The following is a 19867-nucleotide window of genomic DNA, read 5'->3' as shown; positions in this document are numbered from 1 at the left end:
TAAAAAAATTAATTATCTTTGTATGAATTACCAAATAAGCATAGTTATGAACCAACAATTCTTGAAAGAAATAGAAAAGGGATCTAAAAGCGCTCTCGTCAAAAAGAGAATTATTACACATTATATATATAATGGCAGTTCTACAATTCCCGATCTTTCAAAAGAGCTGGATTTGAGTGTACCAACCGTCACCAAATTTATTGGCGAAATGTGTGATGACGGGTATATTAATGATTATGGAAAATTGGAGACTAGCGGCGGACGCCATCCAAACCTTTATGGACTTAATCCCGAATCCGGTTACTTTTTAGGTGTAGACATTAAAAGATTCGCCGTCAATATCGGCCTGATAAATTTTAAAGGCGATATGGTGGAACTGAAAATGAATATACCTTATAAATTTGAGAACTCAATTGAAGGGATGAATGAGTTATGCAAACATATTCTCAATTTTATAAAGAAACTTACTATTAACAAAGAGAAGATCTTAAATATTAATGTTAATGTATCGGGACGTGTAAATCCTGAATCTGGATATAGCTTCAGCCAGTTTAATTTTGAAGAGAGACCGTTAGCAGATGTATTATCCGAAAAATTAGGATATAAAGTGACTGTTGACAATGATACGCGTGCCATGACCTATGGAGAATATATGCAAGGCTGTGTAAAAGGAGAAAAAGATATCATTTTTGTAAATGTGAGCTGGGGAGTAGGGATTGGAATTATTATTGATGGGAAGATCTATACTGGAAAATCCGGTTTCTCCGGTGAGTTTGGACACATGAGCGCTTATGATAATGAAATAATCTGCCATTGCGGCAAAAAAGGATGCCTAGAGACAGAAGCCTCCGGTTCAGCACTGCATCGCATTTTATTGGAACGTATTCAGAGCGGAGAAAGCTCCATACTATCGACTCGAGTCGCCACAGAAGAAAATCCGATTACTCTTGACGAGATAATTGCTGCCGTGAATAAAGAAGACCTGCTTTGCATTGAAATTGTAGAAGAAATCGGGCAGAAACTGGGAAAACAGATTGCCGGACTAATCAACATCTTCAACCCGGAACTGGTAATTATAGGTGGAACTTTATCTCTGACTGGCGATTATATCACCCAGCCCATAAAAACAGCTGTACGCAAATACTCACTCAATCTGGTGAATAAGGATTCAGCCATTATAACATCCAAATTGAAAGATAAAGCTGGCATTGTTGGTGCTTGCATGCTAGCACGCAGCAGAATGTTTGAAAGCTGATTATCTTCTACGCTGGGAGAAAAAGTTATCTATAAAGCGAACGATATAGACTACTGCTACTCCGGCAACAACTAAAACAATAATACGACTCAACATAGATTACATTTTTATATTTCACATCTATTACATACACCGGATTTTCCTTTCATAGGAAACTGGATATTTTGTAAAAATTAGAACGCTGATTATTAATTAATAATCAGCGTTCTAATTTGAGAGCCGCTAGCCAGACTTGAACTGGCGACCTACGCGTTACGAATGCGTTGCTCTACCAACTGAGCTATAGCGGCGTTTGTCTCTCGTTTACGGCGTGCAAAATTACAGCTTTATTTGAGAAAACAAAAAGAATCCGATTATTTTTTGAGCTTAATTTTTAAATCAACTTTTGTTGACGTAATCTAAAACTTTTCTTTGTGCTCAAATTTCCCGTCCTCGGTATAATATTTCCATGTACCTTTCGGTTTATTATTTGCATACTTTCCACGAAGTTTCAATGTACCATCTTCATAATATTCACGGTAACGACCATGACGTTTCCCTTCTTTTACTTCCGCTTCACTCTTCAACGCTCCTTCCGGGTAAAACTCCCGCAAAACATTCCCTTCAAACTTTTCGACATAGAAGCGTTTCAATTCGCTCATCTGCTCTTTTTCGGTTTCAGCATCTTCATTCATTTCCTTATCATCTTCATCAGTAGCAATAGCAACGGTAACCTCTTCCGGTTGATATGGGCTATAATCCATCACATACTGCAAAGAAGCCGACTGATCCTCTCCTATAATCTGCATAGTCCAGTAAGGGAATGAATACAAAACGTCTTTGTTTGATTGTATTTCATTCCATGTGGCAGGATTCATCATCGGTTTCAACTGGGAATAAAACTTGCGCACATCTGTATATAAGAAAATAGTAGAACTTGATTTTAAATATGACAGTGCATTTTCAAAACCCGGATTATTTTTCAATAAATTCTTCTGCTCGTAATCTTCTACAAAAGAAAGTAAAGAAGCTGCTTTATTACTAAAAACGACATAATCGTCAACATAAGTATAGTATGGCTTCTCAAATTTATCAAATAGCTTTCCAAAGAACAAGCGGAAAAAGCCTTTCATCTCGACATAATTAATCTCGAAATCCTTATAATTAGCAGTCTTAATCTTAACCGGAGTACGTCGCTTAATCTTCTTTTCAATGAATTCCATGTTCTTACGGGCATCTTTAATACTTTTAGCCCTGATAGCCAGAATCAGTTCGGGATCATGCCCTAACAAACCTGGTTCGGATTGGGTAATAGCAAACTCTCCTGACATCCAACTCAAAAAGTTTTCTTCTAAAGATATACCGAATAACCCTTCTATCTTTTTCCGGGAACTTTGATAAGAATCATACAGCTGTTTATTATGAACCGACAGCGCATTCTCCAGTTCCTTTACAAAGGTCACCGGACTATTGAAACCTATATTCGTATAAAGAGCTGTCCGCCCGGACAGAATCTCATGTGCTTTCATTTTATGTTTTCCCGAATTCAACAAAGCAGTGACATAAGGATCAGCAGAATCTTTTTTCAACGTATATCCTTTCACCTCCATCCGCTCCTTATTCGTATTTAAATAAAGTCCGGCAAAATTCATGGAATTGCTAAACAGATCAATGTACTCATTTCTTGTACCTAAATAAATAGACATAAATTGAGGTACACGCGCATAATTGACGAAAACCCTGACAAGTCCCTTACCGGAAACCAACTTCTCCGTTTCAATAAAAGACTGATCAAGCCCGATTTTAGGTTTATTACGAGAATCAATAGCCGACTCGACAAGTCCGGATGTATAAGAACCTACCAAATGATTATCAACAAAAGCAATATAGAAAATATCCCTCGTCTCGGGATCGCGCATTTCAAGGATATTAATACTATTATGCATCCGATTAGTCACAGTAAAACCACTCATAACCAATACGGTTTCAACCTGGTCTTTCAATAAGTCCATCTTTGATGTCTTCTGCATATCCAGGATAAGTAGAAAATCCCAATTAGTGGGACGAGTCTTATGGAGCGAAATAAGCATATCCCGTTCACCAACAAGCGACAATAATACCTTATTGCTTTTGACAACGGAATCCAGCTTCTCCACACTTTGCGTCACCTCCTCAAAAGATTTCGCTTTCTTCAGACATTGCCACGTCTCGCTTCCACTAAACTTCTCCCAATCTTCAATCGGAGCCGATGACTGAATAATAAATGCCGCATCTTCCGGAACCAAATAGATCTGCTGAATATTACGATCAGGCGAGACAAATAAATAAACTACGGAATATACAACATATACCGCCAAAGCCAATGCAGTCACAACTAAAGTTCTCTTCACTATTTTCGAGGTACTTTTTTTCTTCTCCGGGCCTGCATTTTGCTCTCCTTGCCCGCAATTTAATTCATCCATTATTGAATTGTTATAAACTTGAATGGACAAAAATAGTAAAAAAGATGAGATTAATTAGTTAATTCATACTCATTTAGTGAATTAGTTCAATAAACAAGATTTTATAAAAAACAGTATAAAGGAGATATCCTCCCTCCTATTTTTATAAAAAACTATTCTGAATAAAGCATAAACCATTGACTCGTATCGTAAATATGTGCTAACTTTACAGCATGAAAAAGAAATTCCAACTCGAAGTTCCGGGAGGAGCCGATAAAGTCTTACTTCATACCTGTTGTGCTCCTTGTTCATCAGCCATTATTGAATGTATGATGCAACATCACATCACCCCTGTTATCTATTATTGCAATCCTAATATCTATCCGCTGGAAGAGTATATGATAAGAAAAGACGAATGTACACGCTATGCCCAATCATTGGGATTGGAGATAATAGATGCTGATTACGATCATGAAAACTGGCGATGCCATATAGCAGGAATGGAACAGGAACCCGAAAGAGGAGGACGCTGCCTACGTTGCTTTAAACTACGCTTATTGGAGACCGCCCGTTATGCACATGAACATGGCCTTTCCGTAATAACCACAACGCTTGCTTCCAGCCGCTGGAAAAGTCTGGAGCAGATTAATGAAGCTGGGCAATATGCCACCGCTTCATATCCGGATGTCACATACTGGGAACAGAATTGGCGGAAAGGCGGACTTAGCGAACGGCGCATCGCCATCATTAAAGAGTATAACTTCTACAACCAACAATATTGCGGTTGTGAATTCAGCATGAGAAAAGAAGAATAAAACAAACCCGCCATTACCAGCTAACCAATGAATCGAAATAAAAAAGATAAGAACAGAAAGCTATTTAAAAAGAAATCACATTCCAATAACAGATTAGGATGTATCATCGCCATCATTGTGCTCATTCCTATCCTTTTTGGCGTCTACTTATATTGCCAACAGATTAATATCCAGAAAAATAATGAACTGCAAACCGATGCATCCCTTCAAATTCCACTTGGCAAAGATCTGGAGACACCCATATCATTAGTTCCCCGGCAAGAACAAATCATCCGGCATAGCGGATATACCGTATCATATAACAAAGATTTAAAAATACCCAACTGGGTCTCTTACGAACTGACCCGGGAAGAAACCAAAGGAAAAGAAAAAAGAGGCAATCGTTTTATCGCCGACCCATTAGTGACAGGCCCGATTGCAACTAACGCCGACTACACCCGTTCAGGATATGATAAAGGGCACATGGCTCCTGCTGCAGATATGAAATGGAGTCCTGAAGCCATGAAAGAATCATTCTATTTCAGCAATATGTGCCCCCAACACCCCCAGTTAAATAGAAGAGGATGGAAAAATCTGGAAGAAAAAATCCGGAATTGGGCTATAGCAGATAGTGCCATTATTATTATATGTGGACCTATTATTGAAAAACAGCCTAAAACGATTGGGAAAAATAAAGTCGTAGTACCTCAACGTTTTTTCAAAGTAGTCCTATCTCCTTTTGCCAAACCGATACGGGCTATCGGCTTCTTATTCAACAACGAGCAGGCAGTAGAACCTCTATCTTCATATGTAGTCACAGTGGATAGCATCGAGAGCCTGACTAACATGGATTTCTTCGCACCTTTACCCGATGAGATAGAAAACAAAATAGAAGCAAATGCAAATTATTCCCTCTGGCCGAACTAATTAATAACTCGCTTCACTAAGACTAACTTATCTACATACAAATTCTGATTCGTTTCACAATTGTAGAACGAATTAATAATCGCAATACAACCTAATACAATCAGCACATTCAATCTTTAAATATTAGAAAAGTCCGGAGTAATTCATTCTCTTTTCAACGATTCATTATAGAAAGGATTACACCTATCCAAATTCTTTTTATCTTTGACGAACTTTTTAAATATACCTCAAAAGATGAAGAGAAAAAAGAGAAATATTCTACTATCAATTCTAATCGGAGCATTCCTCCTTTGTGCAATTGCCGGAGGCACCTTTTATTACTATCTGTTTGCTCCCCAATTTCATCCATCTAAAACCGTATATATTTATGTAGACCGAGATGACACAGCCGACTCTATCTATCATAAAATACAAAAATTCGGGCATGTCAATAAGTTCACCGGATTCCAGTGGATGGCAAAATATAAAGATTTCGATCAGAATATCCATACCGGACGTTATGCCATTCGCCCCAATGACAATGTCTATCACGTATATAGTCGCTTTTCCAGAGGTTATCAGGAAGCAATCAACCTTACTATAGGAAGTGTCCGGACATTAGACCGGTTAGCACGAAGCATTGGAAAACAACTCATGATAGACTCTGCCGAAATCGCCAGCCAGTTATTCGACTCTACTTTCCAGGCTCAAATGGGATACACAACCATAACACTCCCCAGCCTTTTCATACCTGAAACCTATCAGGTATATTGGGACATGAGCGTAGACGACTTCTTTAAACGAATGAAGAATGAGCACGAACGCTTCTGGAACAAAGAACGTCTGGCACAAGCCACCGCCATCGGCATGACACCGGAAGAAGTCAGCACTCTTGCTTCCATCGTTGAAGAAGAAACCAACAACAATGAAGAAAAGCCAATGGTAGCCGGATTGTATATCAACCGTTTACATCAAGATATGCCTTTGCAGGCAGATCCTACCATCAAATTTGCACTACAGGATTTCGGTCTGCGCCGAATCACCAACGAAAATTTAAAAGTCAATTCCCCCTATAACACCTATATAAATACCGGTCTGCCTCCAGGCCCCATCCGTATCCCTTCTAAAAAGGGAATAGACAGCGTATTGAACTATACCAAACATAACTATATCTACATGTGTGCTAAAGAAGATTTTTCCGGAACTCACAACTTTGCATCCAATTATGCCGACCACATGGCAAATGCAAGAAAATACTGGAAAGCCCTGAATGAAAGAAAGATTTTCAAGTAAATTTGTGATAAAACGAACGGAAAAGCCTATCTTTGCCCGATAGATTAACAAACTGTGATCAACACTAAATAAAAGAAATATATATGAGCAAGCAACTCTTACTTGGCGATGAAGCCATTGCACAAGCTGCACTGGATGCCGGACTTTCAGGTGTTTATGCCTATCCTGGTACTCCTTCAACTGAAATTACGGAATATATTCAAATGGCCCCAATAACGACCGAACAGAATATACACAACCGTTGGTGCGCCAATGAAAAAACAGCGATGGAAGCTGCGTTGGGTATGTCATTCGTTGGTAAACGGGCATTAGTTTGTATGAAGCACGTAGGTATGAATGTAGCTGCCGACTGTTTTGTCAACTCTGCCATCACAGGCGTGAAAGGCGGATTGATCGTGATAGCAGCAGACGACCCCAGTATGCACTCTTCGCAGAACGAACAAGACAGCCGTTTCTACGGAGATTTCTCACTGATTCCCATGTACGAACCCAGCAATCAGCAGGAAGCGTATGATATGGTATACAGTGGTTTTGAATTCTCTGAAAAATTGGGCGAACCTATCTTGATGCGTATGGTAACCCGCCTTGCACACTCCCGCTCTGGAGTAGAACGCAAAGCGCAAAAGCCACAGAATGGCATCTCTTTCAGCGAAGATCCTCGTCAGTTCATCTTGTTACCTGGAAATGCCCGTAAACGCTACAAAGTATTACTTGCCCACCAAGACGAGTTTATCAAAGCTTCGGAAGAATCACCTTATAATAAATATACAGATGGTCCTAACAAAAAGTTAGGAATTATCGCTTGTGGCATCGGCTACAACTATCTGATGGAAAACTATCCTGAAGGTTGCGAATATCCGGTACTTAAAATCGGCCAGTATCCATTGCCTAAAAAGCAATTACATCAATTGATTGACTCCTGTGACGAAATCCTCGTTCTGGAAGACGGACAACCATTTGTAGAAAAACAATTGAAAGGTTATCTGGGCATCGGCGTTAAAGTAAAAGGACGCTTGGACGGCACTCTGTCACAGGATGGAGAATTAAATCCGGACTCTGTAGCCCGCGCCGTAGGCAAAGAGAATAAATCGGAATTCGGCATTCCTTCTGTCGTAGAAATGCGTCCGCCTGCACTTTGCGAAGGTTGCGGACATCGCGATATGTATATCACACTAACCGAAGTTCTGAAAGAAGAATACCCATCTCATAAAGTATTCAGCGACATCGGCTGTTACACATTAGGCGCGAATGCTCCTTTCAATGCAATCAACTCATGCGTAGACATGGGCGCCTCCATCACGATGGCGAAAGGTGCGGCTGACGGAGGTCTTTTCCCGGCTGTAGCTGTCATCGGAGACTCCACATTCACCCATTCCGGAATGACCGGACTATTAGATTGTGTGAACGAGAATGCCAGTGTAACCATCGTCATCTCCGACAATGAAACTACCGCCATGACAGGCGGACAGGACTCTGCCGGAACCGGACGTATCGAAGCGATCTGTGCAGGTATCGGAGTAGATCCGGCTCATATCCGCGTCGTTACTCCGTTAAAGAAAAACTATGAGGAGATGAAGCAAATCATTCGCGAAGAGATCGAATATCGTGGTGTATCTGTCATTATTCCACGCAGAGAGTGTATCCAGACATTAGCACGCAAAAAAAGAAGTAAGTAAGCCATGAAGAAAGACATTATATTATCAGGAGTCGGTGGACAGGGAATTCTGTCTATTGCTACAGTGATCGGCAAAGCTGCCTTGAAAGAAGGATTATATATGAAACAAGCAGAAGTGCACGGAATGAGCCAACGCGGAGGAGATGTTCAATCCAACCTCCGTATCAGCGACCAGCCGATTGCTTCAGACTTGATCCCATCAGGTAAATGCGACCTTATCATTTCATTGGAACCCATGGAAGGATTGCGCTACCTCCCCTATCTTAGCCCTAACGGTTGGTTAGTGACTAACGAAACTCCGTTTGTCAATATCCCCAATTATCCGGAAGCAGACAAAGTAATGGCAGAAATCAATAAGCTGCCTCACAAAATTGTGTTGAACGTAGACAAAGTAGCCAAAGAAGTAGGCTCCGCCCGCGTTGCCAACATAGTCTTACTGGGAGCAACCATTCCATTCCTTGACATCGACTACGAAAAAGTACAAGACAGCATCCGTGAAATCTTCCTGCGCAAGGGAGAAGCAATTGTAGAAATGAATCTTAAAGCATTGACCGCCGGCAAGGAAATTGCAGAAAAGCTAATGTAATAACAGACATTATCATGAATACACAATATTGGGAAGAAGAACTAGAAACCATGAGCCGGGAGAAGTTGCAGGAATTACAACTTCGACGGCTTAAGAAAACAATCAATATAGCTGCAAACTCCCCATATTACAAAGAAGTTTTCAGCAAACATGGCATCACTGCAGATAGCATACAATCATTAGACGATATCCGCAAATTGCCCTTTACTACCAAGGCCGATATGCGTGCCCACTATCCTTTCGGGCTGGTAGCAGGTGATATGAGCAATGATGGTGTACGTATTCACTCTTCCAGTGGTACTACCGGAAACCCGACAGTTATTGTTCATTCACAGCACGATCTCGACTCCTGGGCCAACCTGGTAGCCCGTTGCCTGTACGCAGTAGGAATACGCAAGACCGACGTCTTCCAAAACAGCTCCGGATACGGTATGTTTACAGGAGGGTTAGGCTTCCAATACGGTGCAGAACGCCTGGGCTGTCTGACAGTCCCTGCCGCAGCCGGAAACAGTAAACGACAGATTAAATTCATCAACGACTTTAAGACTACCGCTTTACATGCTATCCCCAGCTATGCCATCCGCCTTGCCGAAGTCTTTCAGGAAGAAGGCCTTGATCCCAAAGGAACCACACTGAAAACGCTGGTTATCGGTGCTGAACCTCACACCGACGAACAACGCCGGAAAATAGAAAAGATGCTGGGCGTAAAAGCATACAACAGCTTCGGTATGACAGAAATGAACGGTCCCGGTGTTGCTTTCGAATGTCAGGAACAAAACGGAATGCACTTCTGGGAAGACTGTTATCTGGTAGAAATTATCGATCCGGAAACAGGAGAACCCGTTCAGGAAGGAGAAATCGGAGAATTAGTACTTACGACTCTCGACCGGGAGATGATGCCGTTAATCCGCTATCGCACCCGTGACTTAACCCGTATTCTTCCGGGAAAATGCCCCTGCGGCCGCACACACATCCGTATTGATCGTATCAAGGGACGCAGTGATGATATGTTCATTATCAAGGGAGTAAATATCTTCCCGATGCAAGTAGAAAAGATACTCGTACAATTCCCCGAATTAGGCAGCAATTACCTGATTACACTGGAAACAGTCAACAACCAAGACGAGATGATCGTCGAAGTAGAATTAAGCGACCTTTCCACTGACAATTATATTGAACTGGAGAAGATCCGCAAGGATATAACCCGCCAATTAAAGGATGAAATATTGGTGACTCCCAAAGTTAAACTGGTTAAAAAAGGCTCTCTCCCGCAAAGCGAAGGAAAAGCCGTCCGAGTAAAAGACTTAAGAGACAACAAGTAACGATTCAAATTTCCATGTGCTAATATACCAACCGCTGTTCACCACGCGGAATGGAATATTAGCACATTATTTAATTAATATCATACAGCATGCAATTACTTAAAAAAAGAATTCTGCAAGACGGAAAGTGCTACGAAGGAGGTATCCTGAAAGTAGACGGTTTTATTAATCATCAAATGGACCCTGTCCTGATGAAATCAATCGGAGTTGAGTTTGTCCGCCGTTTTGCAGCCACAAACGTAAATAAGATTATGACGATCGAAGCCAGCGGCATCGCCCCTGCTATCATGACAGGCTACCTGATGGATTTACCAGTTGTATTTGCAAAGAAAAAGTCTCCTAAAACCATCCAGAATGCACTAAGCACCACCGTGCACTCATTCACCAAAGACCGTGATTATGAAGTCGTTATCAGTGCAGATTTCCTCACCCCGAACGACAATGTTCTTTTCGTGGATGACTTTCTCGCATACGGAAATGCCGCATTGGGCATTATCGACCTCATCAAGCAATCCGGAGCAAATTTGGTAGGAATGGGCTTCATTATTGAAAAAGCCTTCCAGAATGGCCGCAAAATGCTTGAGGAACAAGGTGTCAGAGTAGAAAGTCTGGCCATCATTGAAGACTTATCCAACTGCTGTATTAAAATCAAAGACGAGTAGATTGATTGGGGTTGAAATACTGCCCTTTATCTTTCGTCCTTTTTCCATATTGCACCGCATGCTGCGGACAAACATGATAACATGCCAGGCATGAGGTGCAATCCATTCCCCAAACAGGCCTTCCGTCCACAACTGTAACATTCTCCACCGGGCAACTCTTCTCACAACGCTTACACCCAATACAAGCATCGGTAGCATAAAAATGCTTAGGAGACATCTGAAAACGATTAAACAACGGATTTATAATCCTCGTCTTGATAAAAGGCATACTCCCTTCATGACAGAGAAACAGCTCTTCCCTCTTACTTATCGAAGCATTTATTTTACTGACAGTCGAAACAGCATCCGCTAGTTTTTTCTCTTCCAACTCTTTATTATCCACGTCGAAACCGGGAAGCAAGACATAATTATTAGGCATAGTCACCGAGAAACCAGCGTGACATTCCCAACCTTTATTCTTTAATGCCTTCGCCAGTACTTGCTGGGTAAGCCCGGTATCATCACCACAGGAACAAACAAAAAACAAATATTGTCTTTTATACCCCCTTAAAGAGAGCTGTCGAACAAAGTTCAATACTATTTCAGGAGGTCCCCACGAATAGATAGGAAATACAAAGCCGATCTTTTCATCTGCCTGCAAACTAAACTCCAATGCTCCATTCTTTAGCGCATCAGGAATAAAAACCAACTCTTCTTTTTGCTCTTTGGAAAGCTGATTTGCAATCCACTTAGAATTACCTGTACCGGAGAAATAAAATATCATAGAAAAGTATATAAAAAAGCCGCATCGACGATGTGATGAAACTCTGATAGAACAAGATTTGAGCGCTCGCCCTCTTTGTAATCCACCGGCTTAAAGCTGTCCCGAAGGATGTGGCCCGCCATTGAAGAACGAAGCTTTCTCGGTGCATCAGATTAATTTGAAGAGTTTCCCGATCCAGTCGATACGGCTAATATTTTTGTATCACAAATGTAATAAGAATCTATGAGACTAACAAGAAAAAAAAGGAATTTGTTTACCTACTAACATTTTTTTCACTCCCTTTTATCCGCCTAACAAAAGAAAAGTGTCAGTTACTAGCTTAGTAACTGACACTTTGTAACTCGTAAACTATTGATGCTTAAGCAGCTTTAGCTTTAGCAACTACAGCTTTGAAAGCTTCCGGGTGATTCATAGCTAAATCAGCCAAAACCTTACGGTTTATTTCAATACCGGCTTTGTGCAGACCGCCCATCAATTTAGAATAAGACATTCCTTCAAGACGTGCAGCAGCGTTGATACGTTGTATCCAAAGAGCGCGGAAGTTTCTTTTCTTATTTCTACGGTCACGGAACGCGTAAGTCAAACCCTTTTCCCAAGTGTTTTTAGCTACGGTCCATACATTCTTTCTTGCACCAAAGTAACCTCTGGTCAATTTCAAAATTTTCTTTCTTCTTGCTTTTGAAGCAACATGATTTACTGATCTTGGCATAGTTTTACTTTTTTTGAATGTTAGCGCCGCTACTTCACGCAGCGAACTTCAGGCTAATGCATTCGGTTAATACTTTAATAATACTTTTACGCTTTTGATTACTTCATTGCTAAGAGTTCCTTAACCTGGCTTACATTTGTTGTATCAACAGTTGTAGAGTAGCACAGATTTCTTTTTCTCTTCTTGGATTTCTTAGTCAAAATGTGACTGTGAAAAGCGTGCTTTCTTTTGATTTTACCTGTTCCGGTAAGGGTAAACCTTTTTTTAGAACCGGAGTTAGTCTTCATCTTTGGCATCTTACTTGTTTTTAAATTATTAAATATATAATGGCAACGCACTATACCTGCGCGTTACGCATCCTTTTCTTATTCTTCGCTCGTTTCCGGCTTCTCTGCTTTTTGTGCAGGAGCAGCAGGTTTCGGTGCTCCGGCCGTTGCAGGCTTTTTAGGAGCTTCTTTCTTCTTCGGAGAAAGCTGGATAGTCATACGCTTACCTTCCAGTATCGGCATCTGATCCACTTTAGCATAGTCTTCCAAATCATTCGCAAAACGAAGCAACAATACTTCACCTTGTTCCTTAAAAAGGATAGAACGACCTTTAAAGAATACATAAGCCTTCACCTTATCACCGTCTTCCAAGAATCCTTTAGCATGTTTCAACTTAAAGTTGTAATCATGGTCATCTGTCTGGGGACCAAAACGAATCTCCTTCACATTAACCTTCACCTGCTTCGCTTTCTGTTCCTTCTGACGTTTCTTTAATTGATAAAGAAATTTAGAATAATCAATAATACGACAAACAGGGGGTTGAGCATTAGGAGAAATTTCCACTAAATCCAATTCTTTTTCTTCAGCCATTTTCAGAGCCTGAAAGATTGGATATACTTTCGGTTCAATATCATCGCTTACTATGCGAACTTCCTTGGCACGAATCTGTTCATTGATTCTGTATTGCCCTTTTAGAGTGTCATTCTTCATTAAAAACGTTTACTTCCTAGTTTGATCTTTTTATTGTTATACTAAATATTTTATTCTGAAACGGCTGCAAAGTTACCATTTATTTATCATATTCTGAACTTCTTCGTTCAAAATTTTAGCAAATTCTTCAAATTTCATGGTTCCTTTGTCACCTTCGCCTTGTCTACGAACAGAAACTTCACCATTTTCAGCCTCTTTTTCACCGACAATCAGCATATAAGGAATGCGCTTCATTTCATTATCACGAATCTTGCGACCGATCTTCTCGTTACGATCATCTACAATCGCACGGATTTCGTGTATTTTCAGATACATCTTCACCTGTTCTGCATATTCATTGAACTTCTCACTGATCGGCAGAATAACTACCTGTTCCGGTGTCAGCCACAATGGGAACTTACCGGCAGTGTGCTCAATCAATACAGCAACAAAACGTTCCATTGATCCGAACGGAGCACGGTGAATCATCACCGGACGATGCTTCTGATTATCAGAGCCCATATATTCAAGTTCAAAGCGTTCCGGCAAGTTGTAGTCAACCTGGATAGTACCCAGCTGCCAACGACGACCGATAGCGTCTTTCACCATAAAGTCGAGCTTAGGACCATAGAAAGCAGCTTCTCCATACTCAATCTTAGCAGGCAAGCCCTTCTCCGCACAAGCCTCGATAATAGCCTGTTCCGCTTTTTCCCAGTTATCATCGCTACCAATATACTTTTCACGGTTCACTTTATCACGCAAAGATATCTGTGCTTCAAAATTCTGGAAATCCATGGAACGGAACACAATAGATATAATATCCATCACACGAAGGAACTCATCTTTCACCTGCTCCGGACGACAGAAGATATGCGCATCATCCTGCGTAAAGCTACGAACACGAGTTAAACCATGTAACTCTCCACTTTGTTCATAACGACAAACCGTACCAAATTCAGCTATACGCAACGGAAGGTCTTTATAAGAACGTGGGAAGTTCTTGTAAATCTCACAGTGGTGAGGACAGTTCATTGGTTTCAAGAAATACTCTTCCCCCTCTTCCGGAGTATGGATAGGTTGGAAAGCATCCTTGCCATATTTTGCATAGTGACCCGAAGTCACATACAGCAACTTATTACCGATTGGCGGAGTAATCACCTCCTGATAATCGTAACGTGTCTGGATACGACGCAAGAACTCCTGCAGACGCAGACGCAATGCAGTACCTTTCGGCAACCACATAGGAAGTCCCTTACCGACAGTTTCAGAGAACATAAACAGCTGCATCTCCTTACCAATCTTACGATGGTCACGCTTCTTCGCTTCTTCCAACAACACCAGATACTCATCCAGCATTTTCTTCTTCGGGAACGTGATACCATAAATACGGGTCAACATCTTACGATCCTCATGACCACGCCAGTAAGCACCAGCCACAGTTGTCAGTTTAATAGCCTTGATCGGAGCAGTCGTCATCAAGTGAGGACCACGACAAAGGTCAGTAAATGCACCCTGTGTATAAGTCGTAATGTGTCCGTCTTCCAGTTCAGAAATCAATTCACATTTATATGTTTCGCCACGATCACCAAACATTTTCAGAGCATCCGTTTTTGCGATGCTTTTTCTGACTACGTCTTCTTTCTTTGCAGCCAGTTCCAACATTTTAGCTTCAATGGCAGGAAGGTCGCTTTCTTTAATTACCGCTTCACCCGGATCCACATCATAGTAGAATCCGTTTTCAATAGCCGGTCCGATACCAAACTGGATACCCGGATAAAGTTCCTGCAAAGCTTCCGCCAACAAGTGTGCACTTGTATGCCAGAATGCGTGCTTACCTTCTTCATCATCCCATTTATAAAGAACGAAATTAGCATCTTCATTAATAGGACGTCCTAAATCATAAGTCTCGCCGTTCACGCCACATGCCAGCACTTCCTGTGCCAGACGCGAGCTGATACTTTCAGCAATCTGTAAACCGTTCACTCCTTCGTTATACTCACGAACGGAGCCATCGGGAAATGTTATCTTTATCATAATATGATGATGTTATATTTTCATAATTTGAACGCAAAAGTAACTAAATCTTTTGAGTTTTCTATTTTTTATCAAAAAAATGTTATTCCGATTGATCTGTAAAACGTTTGATAACATTATAAGCAGAAACAATCCCCAACTCACCGGCTTTACTCAAATCTGAAATGCCCAGCTTATTATTTCCTAAGAAAATGTGAGTCAGTCCACGATTGAAATAAGCATCCGCAAAATCAGGATTTAGCTCGATCGCCTTATCGTAGTCAATAATTGCGGCACGGTAATCTTTCAACATGGCAGAAACATTAGCACGATTATAATATGCGTACACAAAGTCCGGAGCCAGATTAATCACCTTATCCAAATCTTTTCTCACCACCTCATAATCTACCGCGGTAATCTCTTTACGCTTATTATCGCCAGGAACAACATCTGTTTCGACAGCTTGTTCAGCCTTCTGATATTCCAACTGTTTACAACGAATCAATGCACGCATAAAATATGCCGGGAAGAAATCACCATCCAGCAAGATCGTCTGGGTCAAATCAGAAACCGCACTCGAGAAGTCCTGCACCAGATAAAAATCAATCGCACGGGCAAAACGTTTCGAAGCATTCTTGTCATCTTCCACAATCGCCGATGTGTGTGTATCAATCAAGGCAAAATGCACCTTCACCTGTTCTTCCGTCAATGGAGCTTCCATATTTGTGATACGAAGACGTTTCGGAAGTATACCCGTACGGTTCAAGTCTTCAATATATTTGTGGAAGTTCACCGAACGTTTCACGTCACTCATCTTCTCATAATAAGTCAAAGCGAACATCGGTTCCAGCGTTATATTTACATTCTTATCCTGCACACGACCACGATAATCACTTGTATAGCGTTGTTCGGCTTCAGAATCATCCGCAATCACTATCTTACGATAGTTATTCATATTCTTATCGGATTTCTTACGGGTCTTCTCTCCGCCTTCCTCATCATTTTCCTTATCCTTGTTCTGTGCTACATCTTTGTTCGTCACACCGTTCTGCTTGTCGATCTGCGCCTTCATGACTTTAATTTCATCCTGCTCCGCACCCTTCTTATCTCCAATCTTTCTGCGAGCTTCCGAACGCTGATAGTATCCGGCCAGGAAGTTCGGATACTGATTGATAACAGTTGTGTAATCTTGTATAGCCCCGCGATAATCACCCGTTTGCGCACGCAGCAAACCACGGTTAAAGACAGCCATCATATTATCCGGCTCCATCTTGATAACAAAGTCGAAGTCTTCGATAGCCCGGTTATCATCTCCTACCTGTGCACGTAACAAACCGCGGTTATAATGACCGATAAAGTTATTCGGATCAATATCCAATGCCAGATCATAATCGCTCATGGCACCTCTTAAATTATTCTGATGAAAACGAGCCAATGCACGGTTTATATAATTTCCAGCATTCTTAGCACTCAACGGAATAGCACGGTTGAAATCCGCTTCCGCTTCCGCATACTTAGCCTGTTGTAATTTAACAATCGCTCTTGCAGCCCAAGCATCCGGATCATATTTATCCAGTTCAAGCGCCTTATTGAAGTCATTCAAGGCAGCAATCGTATCTTTCTGTTGTAAAGACACTTCCCCCCTCATCAAATAAGCACGGGTATAGCGTGGAGACACCTTCAACAAGCTTTCCAAATCCTCTTTCGCAGCATTATAATCCTTCTTCTGGATATGAGATAATGTCAGGTTATGCCATAAAGTAATATTCTCCGGATCATAATGCAATGCTTTCTTATAATCCTCAATCGCTCCATCAAATTTACTCTGACGAATCCTTGCCAAACCACGAATCTGATAAGCACCCACCACAAATGGATTGCGTTGGATAGCTGCATCACAGTCTGCTTCAGCACCCTGAAAATCCTCCAGATTCAGTTTAGCCAATGCCCTGAAGAAATAAGGTTCATACAGATAAGGCTTAGCGTTAATAACCTGGTTAAAATACTGAATAGAAAGTACATAGTCCTCAAAATAAAGAGCGTTTCGGGCAATAGTCATCACCCGATCCGTATTTATTTGAGCACACACCAGCGTTGGGAACAGTAATAAAACTGTTAAGATTCTTTTTACCATTGATATTTTATGCTTGTAAACGAAGCAAAAATAATGCTTTTCGCTTACTTAACAGGGATATAAACGTTTTTTATCTTTATTTCACCTGTTTCATCTTATATGAACTGCGCGCTTTTCCCTTCAACATCGTATTCAGCTTTCCTTTAATCATCTGCTTACGAAGCGGTGAGATATGGTCAATGAACATCTTACCATCCAAATGATCGAACTCATGTTGCATCACCCGAGCCAGATAACCTTCCACCTCTTCTTCATGCTCCACAAAATTCTCGTCCATATATTTCACGCGAATTTTATCACCCCTTTTCACTGTTTCGTGAATACCGGGAAGGCTTAAGCATCCCTCTTCCATACTCACTTCTTCACCCCCTACTTCCAGAATGTGGGGATTGATATACGCCTTATTAAAGTCTTTAAATTCAGGATATTCCTCCGAAAGCGGATCCAATGTAATCGTAACCACGCGAATAGGCAAACCAATCTGTGGAGCAGCCAATCCTACACCGTCTGCATGTACCATTGTTTCGAACATGTTCTCAATCAACTCTTTCAGATTCGGATAATCCGGTGTTATGTCCTCTGCAACCTTTCTCAATACAGGTTGGCCATATACATAAATAGGTAAAATCATATTTTTATACTCTACTAAAAAATTAAGTTATTCTTATGTCCTATACTAAAAACGTTTACTCTCCAAATATGTTTGCAAAATAATAGTAGCACTTATCTCGTCCACCAATGCCTTATTTTGCCGGTCCTTTTTCTTCAAGCCGGCCTCCAACATGGTACGGTGTGCAAGAACAGAAGTGAAACGTTCGTCCACATATTCGACCGGAAGGTCCGGATAACGCTTTTTCAGCGAACGAACAAAAGGCTCTATATTCTTCATATTCTCCGAAACCTCATTATTCATTTGCTTGGGCAATCCAATAATAATCCGCTCCACCGGTTCTTTAGCTATATATTCACCGATAAAGTTCAGAAGTTCATGCGTGGGCACCGTCGTCAATCCGTTTGCGATCAGCTGCATTGTATCGCTCACAGCTATTCCGGTACGTTTTCTTCCATAATCTATTGCTACTATTCTGCTCATGGGGTACAAAAATACAAAAAAGACGCTTCCCGTGAAAGGAAACGTCTCTTTTATTCTATTATTTCAAATGTATATTATTCTTCAACAATAGCTACACGGCTTAACTTAGCATCATCATAGAACATGTTGCCTACACCACCCTTGTAATCAACCTTCAATTGAGAAGCAGGAACACCAAATTCATTAACCATCAGGTCACGAACAGCTTCAGCTCTCTTCTTACTCAACTTCATGTTGTATTCAGCAGAACCAGTACCCTTATCAGCATATCCTGTTATAGTAAACACTTTATCAGTTGCTTTGATACCCTTAGCCATAGCTTCAATATTCATGTATTCTCTCTTGCTGATGTTGCTCTTTCCGATATTGAATACAACAACCAGACGTGGAACGAATCCAGCTTCTTTCTTAACGATCACTTCAGGTTTCTTGTTACGAGCTTCAACCAAGTCACGTTTCAAAGATTCGTTTTCACCCTTCAAAGCGTTCACTCTGTCTCTCATGTCGTTCAACTGGCTTTCCGGAACCATTGGTACAGTAGGAACAGCATCCCAACCACGTTTCTTAAACTTGTAAGTAACACCTACAGTCAGACCAGCCAATCCTTCAGGACCTGAATTGCCAAATGCGCCTTTCATCAAAAGTCCACGCAATTCAACGTTAAGATCCAAAGCAGAAGACAAACGGAAACGGTTGATCAAACCGGCATTGATACCCAGTTCGTCATAACCTGCACCTTTTCCTGAATGTACAAATCCAGCTCCTGCATAAGGAATGAATGAATACAGACGATCTTCTCTATAACCACAAATCATATTGGAAAGATTCAGCATTACATCTCCATGGAAGTTCATCACATTCCACTTTTCTTTGTAGTAGCCATTAGAATACTGTCCTCCGTCTACAAGCGGACCATTAGCATTAGGAGTAGCACCTTTAGCCTGAAGCCCGTTGTAAGCTACACGTAATCCGATACCCGGAGTAAACCACTTACCTACAGCAATGTCAAGTGCCGGAGCAAGACGTTTTCCGAAGTCAGCTTTACCATCATTGTCACCAAAATACATTTGTGCGCCAACGCCACCACTAATAAACCAGTTAGCACCAAAGCGATTTGTTTCCACTCTATAACTCTTTGCTGCATTTTCTTTTTCTTGTGCAGGCAGACATACTGAGACTGCTGCCAATAAAATAAACAATAAACCCTTTTTCATCTCAATTTATTTTAGTAAATAATATATTTCAATTGTCTTACAGGCTAGATACACAACCCAAATGTTCTACAC

18 protein-coding genes and 1 tRNA gene are annotated in these 19867 nt (G+C 41.0%); 8 read left to right on the top strand and 11 right to left on the bottom strand.

What is annotated here, in order from left to right:
* Positions 1-46 precede the first annotated feature (46 nt).
* The gene (locus NQ505_RS15520) at positions 47-1255 is read left to right on the top strand and encodes an ROK family transcriptional regulator (protein ID WP_008999229.1); all 1209 of its coding nucleotides are present in this window, start codon (positions 47-49) and stop codon (positions 1253-1255) included.
* Between the two features lie 217 nt (positions 1256-1472).
* On the opposite strand, the gene NQ505_RS15515 is transcribed toward NQ505_RS15520, so the two are convergent.
* Positions 1473-1545: transfer RNA gene (locus tag NQ505_RS15515), tRNA-Thr, on the bottom strand.
* Positions 1546-1653: 108 nt separating this feature from the next.
* Positions 1654-3696, bottom strand: coding sequence for a toxin-antitoxin system YwqK family antitoxin (locus tag NQ505_RS15510; RefSeq protein WP_008999228.1), 2043 nt, complete (start codon positions 3694-3696; stop codon positions 1654-1656).
* Positions 3697-3908: 212 nt separating this feature from the next.
* Here NQ505_RS15510 and NQ505_RS15505 point away from each other — a divergent pair, with 212 nt between their 5' ends.
* From NQ505_RS15505 to xpt, 7 genes are all read left to right on the top strand, one after another.
* Complete coding sequence (locus tag NQ505_RS15505) at positions 3909-4490, top strand: epoxyqueuosine reductase QueH (RefSeq protein WP_004297549.1); 582 nt, start codon at positions 3909-3911, stop codon at positions 4488-4490.
* A 27-nt stretch (positions 4491-4517) separates the two neighbouring features.
* Entirely contained in the window at positions 4518-5396 is an 879-nt protein-coding gene (locus NQ505_RS15500) for a DNA/RNA non-specific endonuclease (RefSeq protein WP_008999227.1), read from the top strand.
* Positions 5397-5630: 234 nt separating this feature from the next.
* A complete protein-coding gene (gene mltG, locus NQ505_RS15495) occupies positions 5631-6668 on the top strand; it encodes an endolytic transglycosylase MltG (protein WP_008999226.1) in 1038 nt (345 codons plus the stop codon).
* 83 nt (positions 6669-6751) lie between these two features.
* Positions 6752-8344 (top strand): thiamine pyrophosphate-dependent enzyme, encoded by a 1593-nt coding sequence (locus NQ505_RS15490; RefSeq protein ID WP_008999225.1) that lies wholly within the window; start codon positions 6752-6754, stop codon positions 8342-8344.
* 3 nt (positions 8345-8347) lie between these two features.
* Positions 8348-8929, top strand: a complete 582-nt coding sequence (locus tag NQ505_RS15485; RefSeq protein WP_008999224.1) for an indolepyruvate oxidoreductase subunit beta — start codon at positions 8348-8350, stop codon at positions 8927-8929.
* Positions 8930-8943: 14 nt separating this feature from the next.
* Positions 8944-10251, top strand: coding sequence for a phenylacetate--CoA ligase (locus tag NQ505_RS15480; RefSeq protein WP_004297543.1), 1308 nt, complete (start codon positions 8944-8946; stop codon positions 10249-10251).
* A gap of 89 nt (positions 10252-10340) precedes the next feature.
* Entirely contained in the window at positions 10341-10913 is a 573-nt protein-coding gene (gene xpt / locus NQ505_RS15475) for a xanthine phosphoribosyltransferase (protein ID WP_008999223.1), read from the top strand.
* On the opposite strand, the gene NQ505_RS15470 is transcribed toward xpt, so the two are convergent.
* The 9 genes from NQ505_RS15470 to NQ505_RS15430 all read right to left on the bottom strand — a co-directional run bounded on the left by NQ505_RS15470 (position 10900) and on the right by NQ505_RS15430 (position 19795).
* Entirely contained in the window at positions 10900-11676 is a 777-nt protein-coding gene (locus tag NQ505_RS15470; protein ID WP_008999222.1) for an EFR1 family ferrodoxin, read from the bottom strand. The genes xpt and NQ505_RS15470 overlap by 14 nt on opposite strands.
* Positions 11677-12034: 358 nt before the next feature.
* The gene (gene rplT / locus NQ505_RS15465; RefSeq protein ID WP_004297540.1) at positions 12035-12385 is read right to left on the bottom strand and encodes a 50S ribosomal protein L20; all 351 of its coding nucleotides are present in this window, start codon (positions 12383-12385) and stop codon (positions 12035-12037) included.
* 98 nt (positions 12386-12483) lie between these two features.
* On the bottom strand, positions 12484-12681 hold the full coding sequence (rpmI, locus tag NQ505_RS15460; protein WP_004297539.1) for a 50S ribosomal protein L35: 198 nt from the start codon (positions 12679-12681) through the stop codon (positions 12484-12486).
* A gap of 69 nt (positions 12682-12750) precedes the next feature.
* Entirely contained in the window at positions 12751-13362 is a 612-nt protein-coding gene (gene infC / locus NQ505_RS15455; protein WP_004307244.1) for a translation initiation factor IF-3, read from the bottom strand.
* Between the two features lie 72 nt (positions 13363-13434).
* Positions 13435-15375, bottom strand: a complete 1941-nt coding sequence (gene thrS, locus NQ505_RS15450) for a threonine--tRNA ligase (protein ID WP_008999221.1) — start codon at positions 15373-15375, stop codon at positions 13435-13437.
* Positions 15376-15457: 82 nt separating this feature from the next.
* On the bottom strand, positions 15458-17488 hold the full coding sequence (locus NQ505_RS15445; RefSeq protein WP_008999220.1) for a tetratricopeptide repeat protein: 2031 nt from the start codon (positions 17486-17488) through the stop codon (positions 15458-15460).
* A 76-nt stretch (positions 17489-17564) separates the two neighbouring features.
* Complete coding sequence (gene def / locus NQ505_RS15440) at positions 17565-18119, bottom strand: peptide deformylase (protein ID WP_004297529.1); 555 nt, start codon at positions 18117-18119, stop codon at positions 17565-17567.
* 45 nt (positions 18120-18164) lie between these two features.
* Positions 18165-18581: a Holliday junction resolvase RuvX gene (gene ruvX, locus NQ505_RS15435; protein ID WP_004307247.1), complete on the bottom strand. Its 417-nt coding sequence runs from the start codon at positions 18579-18581 to the stop codon at positions 18165-18167.
* 74 nt (positions 18582-18655) lie between these two features.
* Complete coding sequence (locus NQ505_RS15430; RefSeq protein ID WP_004311450.1) at positions 18656-19795, bottom strand: OmpA family protein; 1140 nt, start codon at positions 19793-19795, stop codon at positions 18656-18658.
* Positions 19796-19867 lie beyond the last annotated feature (72 nt).

The organism is Bacteroides sp. D2, assembly GCF_025147085.1.
Lineage (GTDB): Bacteria > Bacteroidota > Bacteroidia > Bacteroidales > Bacteroidaceae > Bacteroides.
The sequence above is the reverse complement of the archived record's forward strand: the minus strand, read 5'-3'. Positions and strand labels throughout refer to the sequence as shown.